We start from the raw sequence: 19664 nt of genomic DNA, 5'->3' as shown, positions 1-19664 counted from the left end.
AAGCTGCCGTTCTCCTGGCCGAAGTTGTACAGGTGGACGATGTTGGGGTGGTCGAGCTGGGCCAGGGCCTTGGCCTCCTCGAGGAACCGCGACTTGACCTGGCTGTACGCGGCCAGCTCGGGCGGCAGCACCTTGAGCGCCACGTCCTGCTCGGTCAGCGCGTGCTTGCCCTTGTAGACGACGCTCATGCCGCCCTGCCCCAGCACGTCGACGATCTGGTACTGGCCGAGCACCGTGGTCCCCACCAGGCGGTGGGCCCCGGTCGGCGTCAGGTTGGCGCCGCACGCAGCGCACTTGACGTCGATGTCGAGGACCTCGGCATCGCAGCTCGGACAGGCTGGCATCGGATCGGCGTCAGTCTACTCGGTCGCGGGCCCCAGCTGCCAGCCGGGGACGCGCGCAAGCAACCGGTGGACCTCGTCCTTGATGATCGCCGGGTACTCGACCGGGGTGTAGTGCGTGCCGCCGGGGATCACGCGCAGCCGGGCGCCGGGGATCGTGCGGTGCAGGCGCTCGGCGGTGGCCGGCGGCGTCAGCACGTCCTTGTCGCCGGTGACGATCGCGGTCGGCACGGCGATGGTCGCGAGGACGTCCTCGGCGTCGTGCTGGTTCAGGCGCTCGAGGAGATCGCTGTAGATCCGCCAGTCGAGGGTCCGGAACCCGGCCGCGACGTCGCGGAACGCGTCGACGTCGAGGGTCTGCGACACCATCCCGAACCGCTGCATCGCCGCGATCAGCGCGTCAGAGCCCGCGACCTTGTCGGCGGCCTTGCCGACGAGCAGCGCCTGGGCCCGGATCAACTTCAGCAGCACCGGGATGACCTTCTCGATGAACTCGAGGCCGAACACGGTGCGGAACGGCCGACCGCTGGTCCCGTTGATCGCCAGGATGCCGGCGACGCGATCGGCGTGGTGGCGGCACAGCTCGAAGTTGACCTGGACGCCCATCGACCAGCCGATGACCACGGCCCGCGCGCACCCGAGGCGGTCGAGCAGCTCGATCAGGTCGTCGACCTGGTGCGCGACCGTCAACGCGGTCAGATCGGTCGGCGCCGACGAGGTGTACAGGCCGCGGTAGTCCCAGCACAGCACCCGGTAGCCCGGCAGCGCCGCGTAGACGTGGCGGTACGCCTCGAAGGTGCCGCCCAGCCCGTTGGCCAGCACGACCGTCGGGGCGTCGGCGCTCGAGCCTGGCCGGAGCTGATAGCCGATACGCGTGCCGTCTCTGGCGATGAACGAATGCTGCTGAAGGCCGGGGACCACGGCCCACTGTACCCCGACAGCCACCCCGCCCCCGCCGCCGCCCCGCCGGTTCCGGATCCGGGTTCCGCCCCCGATCCCAACTCCCGACTCCGAAAACGATGCCGAACCGATCCCGACGCCGATCCCGACTCCGATCCCGACTCCGATCCCGACGCCGATCCCGACGCCGATCCCGACGCCGATCCCGACGCCGATCCCGACGCCGATCCCGACTCCGGCTCCGACTCCGACTCCGGCTCCGACTCCGGCTCCGACTCCGGCTCCGGCTCCGACTCCGACTCCGGCTCCGGCTCCGGCTCCGGCTCCGACTCCGACTCCGGCTCCGGCTCCGCCTCCGGCTCCGACTCCGACTCCGGCTCCGACTCCGACTCCGACTCCGGCTCCGACTCCGGCTCCGACTCCGACTCCGACTCCGGCTCCGACTCCGACTCCGGCTCCGGCTCCGGCTCCGACTCCGATCCCGCCTCCGCCTCCGCCTCCGACTCCGGCTCCGACTCCGCCTCCGACTCGGGCTCCAGCTCCGACTCCGACTCCGCCCCCGACTCCGACTCCGACTCCGACTCCGACTCCGACTCCGACTCCGCCTCCGACTCCGACTCCGATCCCGACTCCGATCCGACTCCGACTCCGACTCCGACTCCGACTCCGGCTCCGACTCCGGCTCCGACTCCGACTCCGACTCCGGCTCCGACTCCGACTCCGGCTCCGAAAACGACGCTGGGCGCCCTCTCGAGCGCCCAGTCCCAGTCATCCCACCGTCACCCAGGCCCGCGATCGCCGCTCCGGGCCGTTTTGGGTGGGGGCCCCGGCGAATGCCGGGGGAGGGTTTTTCGAAAAACCCTCTTCTTAAAACGTGACCATGCCGCCGAGCCGGACGCGGCTGTAGGTCTCGTCGGGGCTGGGGATGATCGCGCGGGCGGTCGTGGTGTCGAGCGGGCGGTCGGCCTGGTCGGACAGCTGGCGCTGGCCGAAGCGGACGTCGCCGAAGATCGACAGGCGCTCGCTCAGGCGGTAGCGGGCGCCGCCGCCGAGCTCGGCCATCGTCTGGTGGTCCTGCCACGAGTCGCCGACCTCGACCTGGGTCGTGCCGAGCGCGCCGGCGAGGTACGGGGTGAAGCGACGGTACGGGCGGAGCTCGATCTGCAGGCCGGCCATGATGCGGCGGTCGATGCGCGCGCCGCCGGCCAGCTCGTTCTTGGCGATCTCGGCCTCGGCGATGAGGCCGCGGGTCAGGCGGAACTGGCCGACCAGGCCGACGTCCTTGCCCTCGTGCTCGCCGTCGACCGAGACACCACCGAGGAAGGCGCCGATGCCGAAGCGCGACAGCGGGGCGGTCGCGACGGGCGCCGGGGCGGCGACGTAGCCGACCGGCTGCGGCGCGATGGGATAATAGGCGGGCTGCTCGCAGTCGCACGAGACCGGCGGGGGCGGCGGCGGCGGCGGCGGCTGGGCGAACGGCTGGTAGTAGCCACCGCCGATCCAGATCGAGCCGCCGATGCGGACGGTCGGCTGGTGGACGTGGCGGTGCACCCAGTGGGCACGGATCGGGGCGCCGCCGCCGAAGCGGACGTGGGCGCCGCCGCCGATCCGGATGCGGACGTCGGCCGATGCAGCTTGGGCGCCCGCGATGAGGGCGGTGCCGGCGATCAGGAGGGCGATGCGGTGGGTGCGGGTCACGAGGGGTCTCCTTGGCGGGGCGGTCGTCACGTACAGACGTGTAACGGCGGCGATCGGTTTACCTTGCACCTCGTGCGCCAGCGCAATTGCTGGAAGCGGTGCGTGTCCTACCGCAACGACCGCCCACATCCCGAAAGGTTAGCGGCCGTCCCGAGCGCCAGCCGGCGATCCCGTGAACAGGCCTTCACGGTCGGCGTGCGGGTGAGGCACACGCCCGTGTTACTGTCGAAGTAGGCCGAATTCCTCTACAATGCTTGACATGCCGAGGGTGTGGTCCCTAGAGTCCCCTCGCGATTGGAGGCCCTTACGTGAGCCAGCAGCCCCCCAAGAAGTCGGGAAGCCGCGACATTAACGATCTGAAGGCCCGCCTCGGGCTCAAGAAGGGCACCACGCCCTCGCCGATTGGCACCAAGACCGGTGGCAGCCCCGCCATGGTCGCGCCCCCTGGGCTGGCGGTCCCGCCACCTCCGGGTGTCGCGGGCCCGGCGCCCGTGGGTCCGCCCCAGCCGGTGGTGCCCAACGCGGCCGAGGATCCGTTTGGCGCGATGAACGCGATGGCGCAGATCGGCGCGGCCCAGCGCGCGCCCGAGATCGTCATCGTCAACGACGGCAAGCCGGTCGAGAGCGTCAGCGCCAGCGCGCGCGGCGCGACGATCGCGAAGTACGTCGCGATCGCCCTGGTGCCGTTCATCCTCGGCATCGCGATCCGGGGCGTCTCGAAGGACGCCGGGTTCTACAACGCCGGCATCCGCGACTCGCGCTTCATCCTCAAGGACGTCAAGGCGGTCAAGAAGTCGCTGGTCACGCTCAACGAAGCGGTGACCAAGGCCAAGGACAACCAGGGCAAGGACGTCACCAACGCGATGGTGGCGGTCGACAAGGTCGAGCTGCAGGAGGCCCTGATCTTCAAGGCCAAGCAGAACAACCTGGGCGCCGACCTGTCGTCGAAGATCCTGCAGTTCTACGCCTCGGTGACGCAGCTCAAGCTGATGATCAACGATCACCTGCGCACCGCCAAGTCCGACGACCAGGCGCTCGGCGCGGCCCGCGAGGCCACCGAGAAGGCCAAGATGCCGCCCAACTCCGGCTTCGAGAAGGCGGTCGGCGTGCGCTACGCGGTGCTGGTCTCGAACCCGGGCCCGGACGACCCGGCCGGCGGCGAATTCGGCGCCAAGCTGGTCGAGGTCGGGCCGCCGTTCTGCCAGGGCGACACCAAGCCCTCGACCAACGGCACCTGCCCCGACGGCGCGGTCGAGACGCTGGCCTACCGGGTCAACGCCAGCGGCAGCTGGCAGCGCGGCGACTTCGCGATCCCCGGTCAGAACCTCGACCCGGGCGCGCCGATCCCGTCGAAGAAGCTGCTCGTCATGGCGCCGACCCAGATCCTCGAGGGGCTGGTCCAGGGCCCCGACGGCTTCGCGTCGCTGGCCCTCTACGCCAAGCGCGTCGACGCGATCCGCAAGAAGCTGCAAGAGGTGATCGAGGCCGGCAACGACCTCGAGGGCGTGCTGGGGCCCAAGGCCAACGAGAGCGAGAAGTTCACGTTCTTCATGTGACGGCGCTGCTCGCCGACGCGAGCAGCGCTTCGAGATCGGCGGCGGCGGTGGTGGAGACTCCGGCGGTGGCGCGCACGCCGCCGCCGGCGTCGCGCATGGCGGCGAAGGCCATGGTCGAGGTCCGATGGACCGCGGCGACCTGTCCGCGCTGATCGACGACGATCACCCCGGCGCCCGCGCCCTGCCCGGCCAGCTCGTCGAGCAGCTCGGCGGCGGCGACCGCCGGCCCCGCGCCGGCCGCGATCGCCAGGGCCAGCCGGCGGGTCAAGGTCGCGCGCACGATCGCCTCGCCGGCGCCCGTGGCCGAGGCCGCGCACCCGCGATCAGCCCAGGTGCCGCAGCCGGGGATGGCCGAGTCGCCGACGCGGCCGGGGCGCTTGCCGCTGATCCCGCCGGTCGAGGTCGCGGCCGCCAGCGCGCCGCCGGCGTCGAGCGCGACCGCGCCGACGGTGCCGCCGGCGACGTCGCCGCGGCGCCCGAGCAAGCGCGCCCGGGCGCGGGGCGTGACCATCGTGCCCGCCGGCGCCGGCGCGTGGCCGTGGCGGCGCGCGAAGTCCCAGGCGGCCGGCCCCGCCAGCAGTAGGTGCTCGCCGTCGTCGAGGACCGCGCGCGCCAGATCGATCGGCCGGCGCAGGTCGGGCACCGCGGCGACGCCGCCGACCCGCCCGGTCGCGCCATCCATGATCGCCGCGTCGAGCTCGACCGTGCCGGCGCGGGTCAAGACGGCGCCGACGCCGGCGTTGAACACCGGATCGTCCTCGAGCGCGCGGACCGCGGCCTGGACCGCGTCGAGCGCGCTGGCACCGGCGCGCAGCCGCGCGAAGCCGATCGCCGTCGCCGCCGCACAGCCAGCGGCGGCGCGCGCCTGATCGTCGGGCGCGAGCGCGCCGGCGCCGCCGTGCACGACCAGCGCGATCACGGGCCGGCGCAGCGAAAGCCGACGATGACGTGACGGGCGTGCCGCGGCCGACCGTGCCAGGCGGCGCCGCGCCCGAGCCCGGCGTGGTCGTCCCAGGCCGAGCCCTTCACGGTCATCTGCGCCGCCGGCCCGGGACCGGCGGCGGTGGCCGGCCACCGCGTCGCGGTCCACTGGAAGACGTTGCCGGCGAGGTCGAGGACGCCGGTCGGGCTGACGCCGGTGCCGAAGCTGCCGACCGCGACCGTGTCGCGCGGCCCACCGTCGGCGGAGTTGAGCTTGTCGCGGTCGAAGGTCGGCCCCCACGGGTACGGCTGGCCGGCGTCGCCGCGCGCCGCCTTCTCGAACTCGTGGGCGCCCGGCAGCCGCCGCGGCGCGCCGACCGCCTGGCCGCGCCACGCGCAGTAGGCCGCCGCGTCGTCCCAGTCGACCAGCACCACCGGGTGGTCCTCGCGCCCCGCCGGCGGATGCCCGTCCGTCCACACGAACCGCGCGACCTCGGTGGCCCAGTCCTGCTGGAAGCCCTGCGCGACCCAGGTCGCCTCGTCCATCGTCGGCGCCGGGGCGCCACCGTCGGCGACGAACTCGGCGTAGGCGGCGTTGGTGACCGGCATGAGATCGATCCGGAACCGTGGCAGCTCGATGACGCGCCGATCCTCCTCGCGCTCGAACCAGCCGTCGGCGCGGGCGGCGTCGGAGCCGGCGGCCGCGGCCCAGTCGTCGTACGCGAGCTGCCGCTCCTCGGGGGTCGAGCCCGCGATCGATCGGCTGCGCTCGATGACCACCATCTGGGCGTCGGCCGCGCGCGACAGCGCCGCCGGGCCGCCGCCGTAGACGACGGCGCGGGCCGGCGCATCGACGATCGCCGCGACCGGCACGGCCGGCGCGTAGCGCGGCCCGTGGCCACCACAGGCCGCCAGCCCGACGACGACCACCAGCGCGCCTCGACGATGCATGTGCCGGACTATAGCCCGGCGTCCACGGCCGCGGCCGCCCGCGTCGCCGCCAGTTCGCGCTCGTAGGCCCGCTCGCGGAGCGCCGCCGCCAGCGCGTCGACGTAGGCGAGCCCGGCGCCCAGGGCGCCGTCGTCGAGCGGCACCGGCATCGGCGCGGGCCCCTGCCGGGCGATCGTGCCGGCCCGGTCGCGCAGCATGCGCGCGCGCGGCGCCGGCGCCGCGACGTCGAGGTAGATCACCGACGGCAGCTCGCCGTCGTCGTCGCGGGCGAGCGCGGTCGCGAACAGCCAGCGGCCGTCGCGCGACCAGCGCGGGCCGCTCTCGTCGGTGCCCGACAGGTCCGCCAGGGGCGCCGCGTCGCCGTCGGCGGTGAGGCGCCACAGATCGAGATCGCGGCCGCCGTCGGCGCGCTCGATCTCCCGCGCGAACGCCAGCTCGCCGCTGCCGGGGCGCCAGGCCGGGGTCACGTCGCGCGGCCCGTCGGTCGCGAAGGTGATGCTGCCGTCGACGGCGCGCAGGCCGATGCGGCTGGTGCCGGCGCTCGGATCGATCTCCTGGTAGGCGATCTCCCCCGACGGCGCCACCGACGGCGCGAGGTAGTGGACCGCGCCGGCGGCCACGACCTCGACCTCGCCGATCCGCGGCTGGTCGGCGCGGCCGCCGATCCCGACCCGCGCCAGCGCGAAGCGGTCGCCGGTCCGCCGCGCGAACACCACCGCGTCGCCCGCCGGCGTCCAGGTCGGATCGACGTCGTCGCCGCGGCCGTCGGTGACCCGGACCGCGGTCGCGCCGACCGCCGCCGGCATGATCCACAGGCTGGTCCGGTCGAGCGGCCGCCCCCTCGATGAGACGAACGCGACCCAGCGGCCGTCGGGCGACACCACCGCCTGCTCGTCCCGCGCGGGCGCGTCGCCGCGCCCGGCGCTCAGGATCGCCCAGCGATCGCCGTGCTCCTCGACCAGCACCAGGCGGGTGCCGCCATTCCAACGCTCGCTGACCACCAACCGCAACGCCGGCACCGCCACCGGTCGCTCGACCGGCGTGCACCCAGCGAGCGCGAGCGCGACAGCCCCCACGCTCACGAGCGCGCCGATCTGCGCGGCGCGCGCCGCCCGAGCCGTCACGCGCTCGACGGGCCCACGGTCGAAGGGCTCACTGCGGCGCGGGCGCCGGCGCGGGCGCCGCGGCCTCAGCCGGAGCGCTCTTGACCTGGCTCTTCGCGTCCTCGGGCGGCGCGTGCTTCTTGGGCGGCGGCGAGAAGCCGAAGAAGATCACGAGGCTGAGCAGCAGGATCCCGGCGGCGGAGATCATGCCGATCATCATCGCCTTCTGCAGGTTCTCCTGGGTGCTGCGCTCGAACACGACGAAGGCGGCCTCATCCTGAGGAGTGAGCGACGAAAAGCTGTTGTACTCGTTCATGGGGGCTCCGGTCGGGTACGGTACGGCGATCCAGTGGGTCGGTCAACGCAGGTAGGTCAACGCGGGTCGACGCGGGTCGGTCAACGCCGGGGTCGGGTTGGTGAAATACACCCGGCCGGGCGCTCGTTCGTTGCTAGGTCCATGTCGATCTCGGCCCGCGGTGCGACAGGTCAAGCGTCGAACCCAGGTTGGACACCCACGCGGCGGGTCGGTTCCCGAAATCGTATCGCGCTGGGATGCTTGGCGCCGATCCTGGCCGTGGGGGCGTGCGCCGATGGCCGGGCCGAGGGCCGCGGCGATCCCAGCGCGCCCGCCACAGCCACAGCCACAGCCACAGCCACAGCCACAGCCACCGCGCCCGCCGCCACCGCGCCCGTCGCGCCCACCGCGCCCGCGGAGACCTGTCTCGGCGTCGCCGACTCGGGCATCTGGTCCGATCTCGACGACGACTTGCAGCTCACGCTCCCGGCCGGGATCGCCAGCGACCGCGTGATCGCCACGCTCGACCCCGACCGCCCGCTGCTGGTGGTGCGGGTCGACGGCTGGCCGGTCAAGCCCTACCCGCTCACGGGCACCGAGGAGCTCGTCGTCGGTGCGCACCACCTGCGCCTGCGGCCCGGCGATCGCGCGGAGCTGGCGCCGTTGCTCACCGCGGCCAACGTGACCGAGGCCGCGGCGACCCCGACCGCGACCGCGACGGCATCCCCGACCCGCTCGACGTGCTCCTGGGCGCGCGCAAGACCGCGATCAACGCCGACGCCTACGTCGGCGGCTACGAGAGCCTGCGCTTCCCGATGGGCGACGTCGCCCGCGACCACGGGGTGTGCACCGACGTCATCGTGCGGGCGCTGCGCAACGCCGGCCTCGACCTGCAGGCCGCGGTCGCCGCCGACATCCGCAAGGCGCCGCGCGCGTACCCGATGGTCAAGGGCAAGGGCGACCCCAACATCGATCACCGCCGGGTCAAGACCCTGCTGCCGTATCTGCGCCGCAACCTCGAGGAGCACACCGCCGCGCTGGCCGACCCGCGCGACCCGGTGCGCCCCGGCGACCTGGTCCTGTTCGACACGTTCCCGTCGCGGTCCGGGCCCGACCACATCGGCGTCGTGTCCGACCGCCGCGCCGACAGCGGCCACCTGCTCGTGATCAACAACTGGACCGACGGCGGCGTCACCGGCGAGATGGATCTGCTGGCGTGGGTGCCCGTCACCCACCGGTTCCGGCTGGCGCCCCCGCGTCGACGCTGAGCCGTCGACGCGGGCCGGGCCGTGGCCGTCGTTGCGGTCGCCCCCGCAGTTGGCTACGGTACCGCCATGGCGACACGCTCCTTCGCGCTGCTGGCGCTGCTCGCGCTCGCGGTGCTGGGCTGGGCCGGCCCGGCGGCCGCCGACAAGCGTGATCACGCGCTGGTCGACAAGATCGACGTGCGCCCGTCGCCGATCTACGGCCTGGCCCGGGTGCGGGCGCTGGTGTCGGCGACCGAGCTGCAAGGCGCCCGCATCCCGCAGGAGGGCAAGCCCGAGATCACCGTCAAGCTGGGCGGCGCCAAGGTGCCGTTCGCCTGGGGCCTGTCGAGCGTCGCCGACGTCGAGCTCGACGTCGTGATCGTCGTGGCCACCACCGACGTGTTCAGCGACAGCCTCGAGCGCATCCGCGACGCGCTCGCCACCGGCCTGCTCGATCCGCTCGAGAAGCTCGGGACCCAGCGGGCCCAGGTCGCGGTGATCGGCTACGGCCAGACCACGGTCGGGCAGAAGCGCCTCGGCTCGGTCGCCTTGGCCCGCGCGGCGCTCGCCAAGCTCGAGGCCGACGAGACCACCACCGAGGTCGCGCTGATCAAGGCGGTCAACGACGCGGTCGCGCTGGCGGCGCGCACCAAGCCCAAGGTCCTCGGGTCGGTGCAGCGGCCGATCGTCATCGTCGTCTCCGACGGCGACGGCATCGCGCCCGAGACCCGGGCCAAGGTCACGGAGCTGGGCGAGCTGGCCGCGAAGAAGGGCGTCCGCATCCACACGCTGGGCTACTCGCCGACCAAGGCGCGGCGCTCGCTGCTGACGCTGGGCGAGCTGTCCAAGCGCTCCGAGGGCACGTTCCGGTGGATCCAGGAGGTCGAGGGCTGGCCGCTGGCGCTGGCGCAGCTGGTCGATCAGCTCGCGAACCAGTACGTGCTGACCGCGCTGGCCCCGGTCGAGGAGGTCAGCGGCAAGAAGCTCGTGGTCTCGATCGACAACGCGGGCTCCCCGCTCACGGCCGAGGTCAAGGTGCCGGGCCCGCGCTGCGTCAAGGACACCTGCGACGCCGACCAGTACTGCGTGCGCGATCAGTGCGTGGCCCACAAGCGGCGATCGGGCGGCGGCTCGCTGCGCTGGATCCTGATCGCCCTGGGCGGCGTGCTCGGCATCGTCGTCGTGGGCCTCGGCGGCCGCGCGATCGCGCGCCGACGTGGCGCAGGCCCCGCCATCGCCGCACCGCTGCCCATGGCGGTCGCGGCGGCGCCCGGCCACGCCCCGGCGCCGGCCCCCGCGCCGGTCCCCGGCGGCCCGGTGCTGATCGTGCTCGGCGGCCCCGAGAACGGCCGCCAGGTCCCGCTCCACCACGGGTTCACCCTCGGCAAGGCGCCGGGCAGCCACCTGTCGCTGGCCCACGACAGCACCGCGTCGACGCACCACGCGCAGATCACCTTCGACGGCGCCACCTGGACCCTGACCGATCTGGGCTCGACCAACGGCACCTTCGCCAACGGCAACCGGGTGACCACCGTGCGCCTGTTCCCGGGCATGACCGTGCGCCTGGGCTCCACCGACCTCCGGTTCTGGCAGCAGTAGGAGCACTGAATCATGGCCAAGCTGATCATCGCCGGTGAGGAGGTGGGCCCCGACTTCGGGGACGCCTTCAAGACCTGGAACCAGACCGGGTGGAACTCCGCGTTCGCGGGTCGGATCACGGGACGCCTCGACCACGGCACGCTCGTGGCCATCCCGGGGGTGGGCGCCAACGGCGCCAACGCGAAGAACACGGGCTTGAACCGGTACAGCACCCGGCCGGCGCTGCGGCGCATGCCGCGGCCGTCGCTGACCGCGACCCAGGCGGTCATCAAGAAGTTCGTGCTGCACCACGACGGCGTCAACTCGTCGGAGGTGTGCTGGAACGTGCTCCAGAACGAGCGCGGCCTGTCGTGCCACTTCCTCATCGACAACGACGGCACGATCTACCAGACCCTCGATCTGGCGCTGATGGGCTACCACGCCGCCGCCTACAACACCGACTCGATCGGCGTCGAGTTCTGCAACCGCGGCATCCTCGACAACCCCGACTACTACGCCACCGCCGCGGTCAAGCACCCTATCTCCGACGACTACTTCATCAACGGCCACAAGATGAAGTCGTTCGACTTCACCGAGATGCAGTACCAGGCCTTCTACAACCTGGCCCAGGTGCTGGCGAAGTATCTACCGAACCTCGCGCTCGAGTACCCCCGCGACCCGCAGCTCCCGACCAAGCCGGCCTGGGGCACGCTGGGCCCGGTCAGCCCGACCGGCGACAGCTACCCGGCGTCGTCGTTCGCCGGGTTCTGCGGCCACTACCACCTGACCACCCGCAAGTGGGATCCGGGGCCGTTCGACTTCAAGAAGTGGATCGATAAGCTGCGCGGCCAGCGGGTGTTCCCGGTGCGGGTCGCCGGCGCCAAGGGCGGCGACAAGGCGGTCATCCCCGAGACCCCGGCCGAGCTGCCGGCGGCGATCCAGCCGTACTACGACGCCAGCGAGCTGAGCGCCAAGGCGGGGTTCTTCCCGGTCGGCCCCTGGGGCGCGACCCGCCTGTGGCACGGCGGCGTGCACCTGCCGGCCGAGGCCGACGGCCCGGTCTACGCGCCGTTCGCGGGCCGCGTGATCGCCGCGCGCATGGGCGGCAGCACCGACATCGGCTCGAACAACTTCGTGCTCATGCGCCACGACCTCAACGTCGCGTCGCAGGCGGTGCGGGTCTACTCGCTGTTCATGCACCTGGCCGACGAGTCCAACAGCGCCGAGCCGCCGTCGTGGATGAGCGGCGAGAGCACGGACCTCGATCCCGAGGTCGGGGTGAAGGGCTACGACGAGGTCCTCGACGCCGGCGCGGTCATCGGCCGGGTCGGCACGGTCGGCCCCGGCGATCTCGAGGAGCCCCAGCTCCACTTCGAGATCTTCTCGACCCAGCGCTGGTTCGAGGGCAAGCCCGGCGACGACACGCCCTCGCCGTTCACGTTGATCGACGGCTCGGCGATGGGGCGGTTCTGCGACGACGAGACCATCGACAAGCTGATCGATCGCGACCAGGACGGCCGGCTGTCGCGCACGGAGCTCGCCGAGTTCTACGACGGGTCCGACGACGAGGTCGTGCGCGATCTGATCACGCTCCACGTCTCGGAGTGGGCGCCCGAGCCGGAGTGGGCCGAGGAGCTCAAGAGCCGGCCGCAGCAGTTCACCAAGAAGACCCCGAAGACCCAGAAGCGCCGCCCCCGGGGCGCCGACGACGACGACGAGGACCTCGACATCGACAAGATGGTCAAGGACCAGCTCGCGCCGTTCACGTGGTGGACCGACGCGGTCGCCAAGGGCCTGGGCCTGCCGGCCAGCGGCACCGTCTACCACTACCACCCGCTGCGGTTCATCGAGTACGCCAACGCCGCGCACTCGAACACCAAGACCAACGTCACGACCACGACCGTCGGCATCGACGACAACGAGGACGTGGCCGGCGACTTCGGCTACGTGCCCGAGCCGCCGCCGCCGCCGTCGGACCTGCACCTCAAGCTCGAGAACCTCGTCGACGGCTACGAGGGAGATGTGCCCCCGCCATGACGCGCCGACGCCTCCCGCCCGCCCCTGCGACCCGCCCGACCGGGCTGTCGCGTCGTCGCCTGCTCGGCGGCGCGCTGACCGCCGCGCTGGCCGCCGCGCTGGTGCCCAAGGACCAGGCGCCGGAGCCGCGCCGCGCCCGCTGGCACGCGACCCCGCGCTGGATCGGCCACGCGTGATCGTCCGCGCGTGATCGTCCGCCGGCGCGGGCCATGACCGCCGCGCCCCGGTGTATGGTCGCCGCATGCTGCGGTTTTGTCCTCTCGCCCTGCTTCTCGCCCTCGCGGCCCCGGTCGCGGCGCAGGTGATCCCCGACGAGCCGAGCGACGCCGGCGGCGAGACCGAGCTCGACGACGATCCGCTGCCGTCGAGCGACGGGGACACCGGCGCCGAGGAGAACCCCGACGCGCCCCGGGTCATGGGCGAGGCCGCTGACGCCGGTCCCAAGACCCCGGCGGTGCGCCAGACCGGGTACCCGCTCGAGGAGGTGCTGCGGCCGATCACGCTGCCCGACTTCACCTCCGAGCTCCGGCTCGAGGCCGCGATGTACCCGTCGCCGTTCGATCTCGAGACCGGGCTGCGCGCCCGCTACGGCATCACCCGCCGGGCCCAGCTCGGCGTCCGCTACGCCATCGGCGGCCTGTACGACGACGGCAAGAAGATGCCGGCGAAGGTCGGCTGGAACACCGGCAAGGCGGTCGAGCTCAACTTCTCGTTCCTGGTGACCGACTGGATCGCGCCGCGGATCGCGCTGCCGATGTACGTCGACCCGTTCACGATCGGCATGACCCTGGGCGCGCCGGTGAAGTTCCGGTTCGGCTCGAAGTTCGCGATCGTCGGGTTCGAGGAGGTCGTCGGGTTCAAGTTCCAGAAGAAGAAGTTCCTGCCGACGCTCGACAGCGAGCGCACCAACGAGGGCATCGTCGGCGGGCTGGCGACCTCGACGATCAACAGCGACGGCTTCATCCGCCTCGACTTCGGCGCGGTCTACCAGCTCCAGCCCAACCTGGCGCTGACCGGCCGCTTCGGGATCAACTTCGACGACTTCTCGACCCGCGGTGACACCGGGTCGTCGCTGCGCGTCCAGGCGCAGTACACGCCCAAGCGCCGGATCGACCTGATCGGCCTCATGGGCTTCGATCGCCTCGACGACGGCGACACGTTCCACCTGACCGGCGCGCTGCAAGTCCGGATCTGAGCTGAGTTTCAGAGGGTTCGTCGCCGAACCCTCCCCCGTCGGGGCAAGCCCCGACAGGGCCCCCACCCGAGGCGCGAGATTCCCGTCGCGCGGAACTGCGATCGACCGGAGGCCCGTCGCCGGGCCGCCCCAGGCAGGTGCAGGGCCCTCGGAGGTCCGAGGTCACGTACAGACCACGTCGGTACCTCGGCCCGATGAGCCTCCCCTCCGAGGCGGCTGTCCGCCCGGCGTAGTGCAGACCTCGGGTGGTCCGGGCGGGTGGCGCGACGTGAACCGGAGCAGAGCGGCTGCGGCGAGTGGGCCGGCGACGCGCAGGCGGCGCGTGTACAGGAGCGGAGCGGAGCGGCGGCGGGTGGGCGGGCGACGCGCAGGCGGCGTGTACCGGAGCGGAGCGGAGCGGCGGCGGGTGGGCGGGCGACGCGCACGCGGCGTGTACCGGAGCGGAGCGGCGGCGGGGGGCGGCGGCGGGTGGGCGGGCGACGCGCAGGCGGCGTGAACCGGAGCGGCGCAGCGGCGGTGGGCGGGCGACGCGCAGGCGGCGTGAACCGGAGCGGCGCGGCGGCGGCGCGACGCGGTGGGCGTCAGGGCGCGGCGTCGACGGGGGGTGCGGCGTCGACGGGGGGTGCGGCGTCGACGGGGGGCGCGGCGTCGATGGGGGGTGTGGCGTCGGGGCCGGCGTCGGGGGCGCCGAGATCGCGGGGCGGCGTGATCGGGGCGTCGCCGCCGGCGCCGGCGATCGTGAAGCGGCGCATCCCGACGAGCTGGCCGCCCTCGGTCTCGGTCACGCAGGTCCAGGCGCCCTCGGGCGCGGCGGGGAGCTGCGCCGCGGGGAACTCGCTCACGAACACGACGCCGTCGCCGTCGCACGGCCGGCGCTGCGGCACGATCCTGATCGAGTGGCCGCCGTGCCGCCAGATGTGGACGACGTCCTCCTTGAGCCCGCCGGGCTCCACCAGGAGCGAGCCGCAGCGCAGCCCGTCGAGCTGGGTCGTGCGGATGACGTGCTTGGACGGCGGGAGACACTCGTAGCTGCCGTAGGTGCCGTGCCCGACCGCGGTCTCGGGCATCGACAGCGGCGCCGGCGGGATCGCGCGCCGACCGTACGCCACCGCGGTGAACAGGCCGACGGTCGCGGCGATCGTCGCGATCAGCCCCCGGGCCGACAGCACCGTCGACACCGAGAACGTCAAGAGCGCCACCGCCGGCGGCGTGGCCGCGGCCGCGACCAGCAGGCCGTCGCGATGGGTCACGCCGAACACCAGCGGCAGGACCACGTTGAGCAGGCCGAACATGGCCAGGCCGTACATGATCGACGCCAGCCAGCGCCGCTCCATGATGACGTTGTCGAACACCAGATCCATCGTCGACACGACCGCGCACACCAGCAGGATCGGCGCCATCCACCAGTTGACCGAGGACAGCGACCAGGTCGCGCTCGAGGCGTAGAGCGGCACCAGGAAGAAGAACATCTGCTGGTAGAGCTGCTTGATGATGTAGTTGGTCCCCAGGCGCACGCCCTTGCGCAGGAACCGCTCGTCGGGGCCGCGGTTGGCGGGGCCGACGATGAACCGCAGCGCCACGAACATCAGCAGCCACGACAGGCACAGGACCATCAAGAGCTTGTCGGCGTAGGCCAGGCCGTGCCGCGCGAACAGCATCACGCCCACGCCGAAGCTCAGCGCCACGAAGCTGTGGAGCCACCAGATCTTCTTCACCAGCCGCGCGATCGGGCCGGGCGCCGGGGCCGCGGGCGCCGGCGCGTCGGTTTCGGGGCGAGCCATCGCCCCGTGACTACCAGCCGGGTGGCGCCCCCGCAATCACGCCGGGGCGATTGGTGCCCGGTCACCGCCGCCCGCGCCGCGGCGACCGCGGCAGGGATCGCGTCGGATCAGGGCCCGATGCGCTGCGCGGTGCCGTCCTTGGACATCGACTGCGACGCGCCGGTCAGCGCGTCCGGCGTCACCGCGACGTCGAGCTCGCTGCCGGTGACCGAGCCGTGGCACGAGCCGCAGACCGCGTCGAACAGGTCGGCGCGGATGCCCATCGAGATCATCTCGCCGGGCGCGAGCTGGTGCTCCTCGCCCATGTTGACCAGGACGTTGTTGTCGCCGTCGCGCAGCTCGATCACCACGCCGACGCCAGCCGGCGCGTTGAACTTCACCGAGCCGTCGTCGGCGAGGTCGGCGCGCCCGGCCTCGACCCGGCTCTCGTAGACGCCGTTGGGCTGGTTGCCCATGGTCGTGCCCGCCGGCGGCGGCACCTCGGCGTACGCGACCAGCTGGGTCGCGCTGCGGAACCCGTCGACCGGCCGGCCGCGGCGCAGGTTGCCGGTCAGCAGCGTGAAGATCAGCGGCGCGTCGGGCATGTGCACGACCGCCCGGCCGGCGCCGGTCTGGCCCTCGTCGACCGAGCCGCCGAACACCAGCTGGCGCCGGTTGAGGTAGGGCTTGCGCGGCGCCGCCTTGATCGCCAGCACCGCGTCGACCTGGGCCCCGGCGCCGCCGATCAGGGTCGTCCGGATGCCCGTGCGCGGGTCGATCGCGACGATGTCCCAGTCGAGGCTGGTGACCGTGCCGAGATCACCAGTCACCGCGGCGTACGACACCATGATGCGGCCGTCGGGCATGCCGTGGGGCCCGCGGTAGGCGCCGTCGGTGGCGGCGCCGACGCGCCCGGTCGCGGCCGGATCCGGGAACGTCGCCGAGCGGAGGTAGCCCGGGTCGGTGCGCCCGGCCTCGAACGGCCCGATGCTGCGGTTGAAGATGGCCAGCGTGCCGGCGCCGCCGCGCGCGCCCGCGTCCGACGCGATGAACAGCAGGTTGCCGTCGAGGTCCTCGCGGATGTCGGTGGCCTGGTCGTAGCCGATCGAGTCGGTCATGACCGAGGCATCGTCGGGATCGCCGTAGGGCGAGCGGTGGCGTTGGGCCAGGAGCGGGTGGTAGTCCGTGCGATCCCAGTTGAGCCGCCGGCCCGACAGCTGGTAGAGGCTGCCCGAGGCCTTCTCGGTCGTCATGATGATCCGGCCCTCGCGCAGGACGTTGGGATTGAGCTCCGAGTTGGTCAGGAACGTGAGCTGCTCGGGGTTGGAGCCGTCGACGCCCATGCGCCACAGGTCCGACGCCGGCAAGAACAGCTTGCGGCTGCGGACCGGGCCGGTCACGCCGCCGGCGTGGGCGCCGCCGCGGGTCGACGCGAACACGAGGCCGTTGCCGTCGGGCGCCCAGGCTGGATCGAAGTTGTGGATCTTGATGAAGTTGACGTCGGGCGCGGCCGGCGTGACCCGGCGGCAGTTGGCGCCGTCGACCTCGACCAGCCAGATGCCGAGCGGATCGGCGGCGCCCGACCGCGCCGCGAAGGCGACGGTCGTGCCGTCGTAGCGGACCGCGGGGCCGGACACGTCGGCGGTCGACGGATCGAGCCCGGCGCAGCCGCCGAGGAGCGAGGTCGAGCCGCCGACGCCGGTGATCTGCCCGAGCGCGCCGAGGGTGGCGGGGGCGACCCGCAGGTCCGAGCCGCCCTGGTACGTGTCGAACTCGAGCGGGCCGGCCACGTGGCTGGCCGCGCGATCGACGTAGACCAGCGGCACGGTGCCGCCGCTGGGCATCGCCGCGAGCTCGCCGGCGGCGATGCGCTCGGCCCGCTCGACGTTGACCCACTCTTGCAAGGTGCAGAACGGCGTCGCGGTCGCGGGATCGTAGACCGCCGGGCAGCTGGCCGGGAGGCCCTCGCCGAGCACCGGTCCGCCGCGGTGCGAGATGCCGCCGTCGCCCGGCAGGATGACCTTGGCCACCGCGCGGCCCCGGCGCGCGTCCGGCATCTCGAACGCCATGAACTCCGACAGCAGCGTCTCGTAGTTCTTCTCGAGCGTGATGGCCGAGACGAACCCGTGGCTCGACGGGCGCATCTTGAAGTCGTTGCCGGCGCTGGGGCTGTGGCACGCCGCGAAGCCGCAGCCGCGGTCGTAGAGCATCGGCTGGACGTTGTCGCGGAAGAACTCCTTGCCGGGCTCGCCGACGCCGAACAGCCGCGGCCCGACGGCCTCGGCCCAGTCGTGGATGCGCTGGTAGTCGGCGTCGCCCATGCCCGAGAAGCGATCGCCGCCGGTGTGGGGCCCGCCGCCCGCGCCGGCGGCCAGCGGCACCCGCAGGATCTGGGACTCGTCGACCGGCGCGTCGACGAACGCCCACGCCTGCGAGAAGTTGAACGCGCGCTGCTCGGCGGTGTCCCCGCAGGTGATGAAGAAGTCGGACTGCGGCGCGCCGTGGCAGTTGCCGCTGTTGCAGGTGGCGAGGACCGGCGCGACGTCGCTGTCGAACCGCGCGCTGTTGGCGACGAACACCGGATCGGCCGCGAACGCGACCGGATCGAAGTTCGGCGGCAGCGTCGGCGTGCACGCGCCCTCACCGGTGCGCGGCGGCGACGCGGGGCGCAGGCCGTTCTCGGTCGCGCCGTTCTCGGTCCAGGTGAGCAGGGTCAGGTACGCGTCGGAGCCGACCTGGAAGATGTTGCCCCCGGCGTGGTTGACCATGACGTCGCGGAACTCGTCGCCGTACGCCATCTGCAGCTGGCCGGGGCCGACCGCCTTGATCAACAGCAGCGGCACCGGGTAGCTGCCGAACGGCTGCAGCACGTCGCGCCGCTTCTGGACGTTGTCGAACGACGACACGTCGAAGTTACCGGCCGCGAAGTCGAACGGATCGTCGGTGTTCGTGCGATGGCAGCCGCTGGTGTTGCCGGCGCACGACTGGATCAAGATCGGCTCGATCGTGCGTTCGTAGTAGGTCCGCCCCGGCGGCGGATCGCCGCCGCACGCCGCCACCACCGAGATCGTCGCGAGGAGAACCGCCGGAGCTCGCATGCGCATGAGTGTACTCCAACCGAGGCCAAGCCGAGCGTGATCTCCGTCGACGACCACGCCGAAAACGCGCGTCGCCGCGCGAGCGGCGACGTCGGACCAGTGCGCGAAATCGCTCACCGCAGCGCGAACAGCGCCGCCTTCGCGGTCGAGCGCACGAGCGCCGACGCGTCGGTGGTCGCCGCGACCAGCGCCGGCCGCGAGGCCGGGTCGCCGATCTGGCCCAGGGCCCAGGCGGCGTTGCGCCGGACGTTGGCGTCGGCGTCGCTGGCGAGCGCGCCCTCGAGGGCGCCGCGCCCGCTGGCGTCGCGGAGGCTGCCGACCACGCCGGCCGCGGCCGCGCGGACCCGCGCGTCGGTGTCGGCGATGCGCGCCACCACCGGGGCCGCGTCGGGCTGGGCCCGCAGCTGCACCCAGGTCGTCACCGCCATCAGGCGGACGTCGACGTCGGCGTCGCCGAGCGCGGCGGTCAGGCCGGCGCGGCCGTTCAGGTGACCGATCATGCCGAGCGCGCGCACCGCGGCGGCGCGGGCGTCGGCCGACAGATCGGTGCGGCCGACCGCGGCGGTCAGGGCCGGGATGGCCTGCGGGTGCATGAACGCGCCCAGCAGGTCGGCGCTGTTGCGCGCCAGGCGGCTGTCGGTGCCGGCCAGGTCGCTGGTGGCGCGGGCGGCCAGCTCGACGCGCAGGTTGGCGCGGCGGGCGAACCACCAGGCCGCGACCTCGCGGACCTCGTAGCGGTCGTGGTCGAGCAGGTCCATGACGATCGGCACGCAGGCGTCGCACGGCAGGCGCTCGGCGCGCTCGACCTCGGCGATGATGGCGTCGACCGAGCCGGTGTTGGTGGCGTTGGCGATGCGCGAGGCCGAGCCGCCGCGGCCGGCGACCGCCGGGCTGGCGAGGCCGAGCACGATGGCCGCGACGCCGGCGGACACGAACGAGACGAGACGGAGTTGATTCTTCATGACAGTCCTCCGAGGAGCGGGA

The 19664-nt window shown here is 73.0% G+C and carries 16 protein-coding genes; 6 read left to right on the top strand and 10 right to left on the bottom strand.

Going from position 1 to position 19664, the window contains the following annotated elements; genetic code table 11:
- The 3 genes from IPL61_16995 to IPL61_16985 all read right to left on the bottom strand — a co-directional run.
- On the bottom strand, positions 1-344 hold a 344-nt coding region (locus IPL61_16995), incomplete at its 3' end, for a protein kinase (protein MBK9032943.1).
- Positions 345-359: 15 nt separating this feature from the next.
- Positions 360-1262 (bottom strand): alpha/beta hydrolase, encoded by a 903-nt coding sequence (locus IPL61_16990; protein MBK9032942.1) that lies wholly within the window; start codon positions 1260-1262, stop codon positions 360-362.
- An 846-nt stretch (positions 1263-2108) separates the two neighbouring features.
- A complete protein-coding gene (locus IPL61_16985; GenBank protein MBK9032941.1) occupies positions 2109-2939 on the bottom strand; it encodes a hypothetical protein in 831 nt (276 codons plus the stop codon).
- Between the two features lie 308 nt (positions 2940-3247).
- Here IPL61_16985 and IPL61_16980 point away from each other — a divergent pair, with 308 nt between their 5' ends.
- Complete coding sequence (locus IPL61_16980; GenBank protein MBK9032940.1) at positions 3248-4495, top strand: hypothetical protein; 1248 nt, start codon at positions 3248-3250, stop codon at positions 4493-4495.
- Here IPL61_16980 and IPL61_16975 read toward each other — a convergent pair.
- The 4 genes from IPL61_16975 to IPL61_16960 all read right to left on the bottom strand — a co-directional run bounded on the left by IPL61_16975 (position 4488) and on the right by IPL61_16960 (position 7786).
- Positions 4488-5474: an isoaspartyl peptidase/L-asparaginase gene (locus IPL61_16975; protein MBK9032939.1), complete on the bottom strand. Its 987-nt coding sequence runs from the start codon at positions 5472-5474 to the stop codon at positions 4488-4490. The two genes, IPL61_16980 and IPL61_16975, sit on opposite strands and share 8 nt — an antisense overlap.
- Positions 5411-6367 (bottom strand): SUMF1/EgtB/PvdO family nonheme iron enzyme, encoded by a 957-nt coding sequence (locus IPL61_16970; GenBank protein ID MBK9032938.1) that lies wholly within the window; start codon positions 6365-6367, stop codon positions 5411-5413. The genes IPL61_16975 and IPL61_16970 overlap by 64 nt, the downstream gene beginning before the upstream one ends.
- Before the next feature lie 8 nt (positions 6368-6375).
- The gene (locus IPL61_16965) at positions 6376-7449 is read right to left on the bottom strand and encodes a PD40 domain-containing protein (protein ID MBK9032937.1); all 1074 of its coding nucleotides are present in this window, start codon (positions 7447-7449) and stop codon (positions 6376-6378) included.
- A 70-nt stretch (positions 7450-7519) separates the two neighbouring features.
- A complete protein-coding gene (locus tag IPL61_16960; protein ID MBK9032936.1) occupies positions 7520-7786 on the bottom strand; it encodes a hypothetical protein in 267 nt (88 codons plus the stop codon).
- Positions 7787-8505: 719 nt separating this feature from the next.
- On the opposite strand from IPL61_16960, the gene IPL61_16955 reads away from it, so the two are divergent.
- The 5 genes from IPL61_16955 to IPL61_16935 all read left to right on the top strand — a co-directional run bounded on the left by IPL61_16955 (position 8506) and on the right by IPL61_16935 (position 13822).
- Positions 8506-9033 (top strand): DUF1287 domain-containing protein, encoded by a 528-nt coding sequence (locus tag IPL61_16955; GenBank protein MBK9032935.1) that lies wholly within the window; start codon positions 8506-8508, stop codon positions 9031-9033.
- Between the two features lie 66 nt (positions 9034-9099).
- Positions 9100-10611: an FHA domain-containing protein gene (locus tag IPL61_16950; GenBank protein ID MBK9032934.1), complete on the top strand. Its 1512-nt coding sequence runs from the start codon at positions 9100-9102 to the stop codon at positions 10609-10611.
- Positions 10612-10623: 12 nt separating this feature from the next.
- The gene (locus IPL61_16945; protein MBK9032933.1) at positions 10624-12627 is read left to right on the top strand and encodes an N-acetylmuramoyl-L-alanine amidase; all 2004 of its coding nucleotides are present in this window, start codon (positions 10624-10626) and stop codon (positions 12625-12627) included.
- Entirely contained in the window at positions 12624-12803 is a 180-nt protein-coding gene (locus IPL61_16940; GenBank protein MBK9032932.1) for a twin-arginine translocation signal domain-containing protein, read from the top strand. The genes IPL61_16945 and IPL61_16940 overlap by 4 nt, the downstream gene beginning before the upstream one ends.
- A 65-nt stretch (positions 12804-12868) precedes the next feature.
- Positions 12869-13822, top strand: a complete 954-nt coding sequence (locus tag IPL61_16935) for a hypothetical protein (protein MBK9032931.1) — start codon at positions 12869-12871, stop codon at positions 13820-13822.
- A gap of 581 nt (positions 13823-14403) precedes the next feature.
- On the opposite strand, the gene IPL61_16930 is transcribed toward IPL61_16935, so the two are convergent.
- The 3 genes from IPL61_16930 to IPL61_16920 form a co-directional block, all read right to left on the bottom strand.
- On the bottom strand, positions 14404-15603 hold the full coding sequence (locus IPL61_16930) for a hypothetical protein (protein MBK9032930.1): 1200 nt from the start codon (positions 15601-15603) through the stop codon (positions 14404-14406).
- Positions 15604-15710: 107 nt separating this feature from the next.
- On the bottom strand, positions 15711-18680 hold the full coding sequence (locus IPL61_16925) for a PD40 domain-containing protein (GenBank protein MBK9032929.1): 2970 nt from the start codon (positions 18678-18680) through the stop codon (positions 15711-15713).
- A 113-nt stretch (positions 18681-18793) separates the two neighbouring features.
- Positions 18794-19642, bottom strand: a complete 849-nt coding sequence (locus IPL61_16920) for a HEAT repeat domain-containing protein (GenBank protein ID MBK9032928.1) — start codon at positions 19640-19642, stop codon at positions 18794-18796.
- Positions 19643-19664 lie beyond the last annotated feature (22 nt).

It is taken from the genome of Myxococcales bacterium (genome assembly GCA_016717005.1).
In the GTDB taxonomy this organism is placed as follows: domain Bacteria; phylum Myxococcota_A; class Polyangia; order Haliangiales; family Haliangiaceae; genus UBA2376.
The sequence above is the reverse complement of the archived record's forward strand: the minus strand, read 5'-3'. Positions and strand labels throughout refer to the sequence as shown.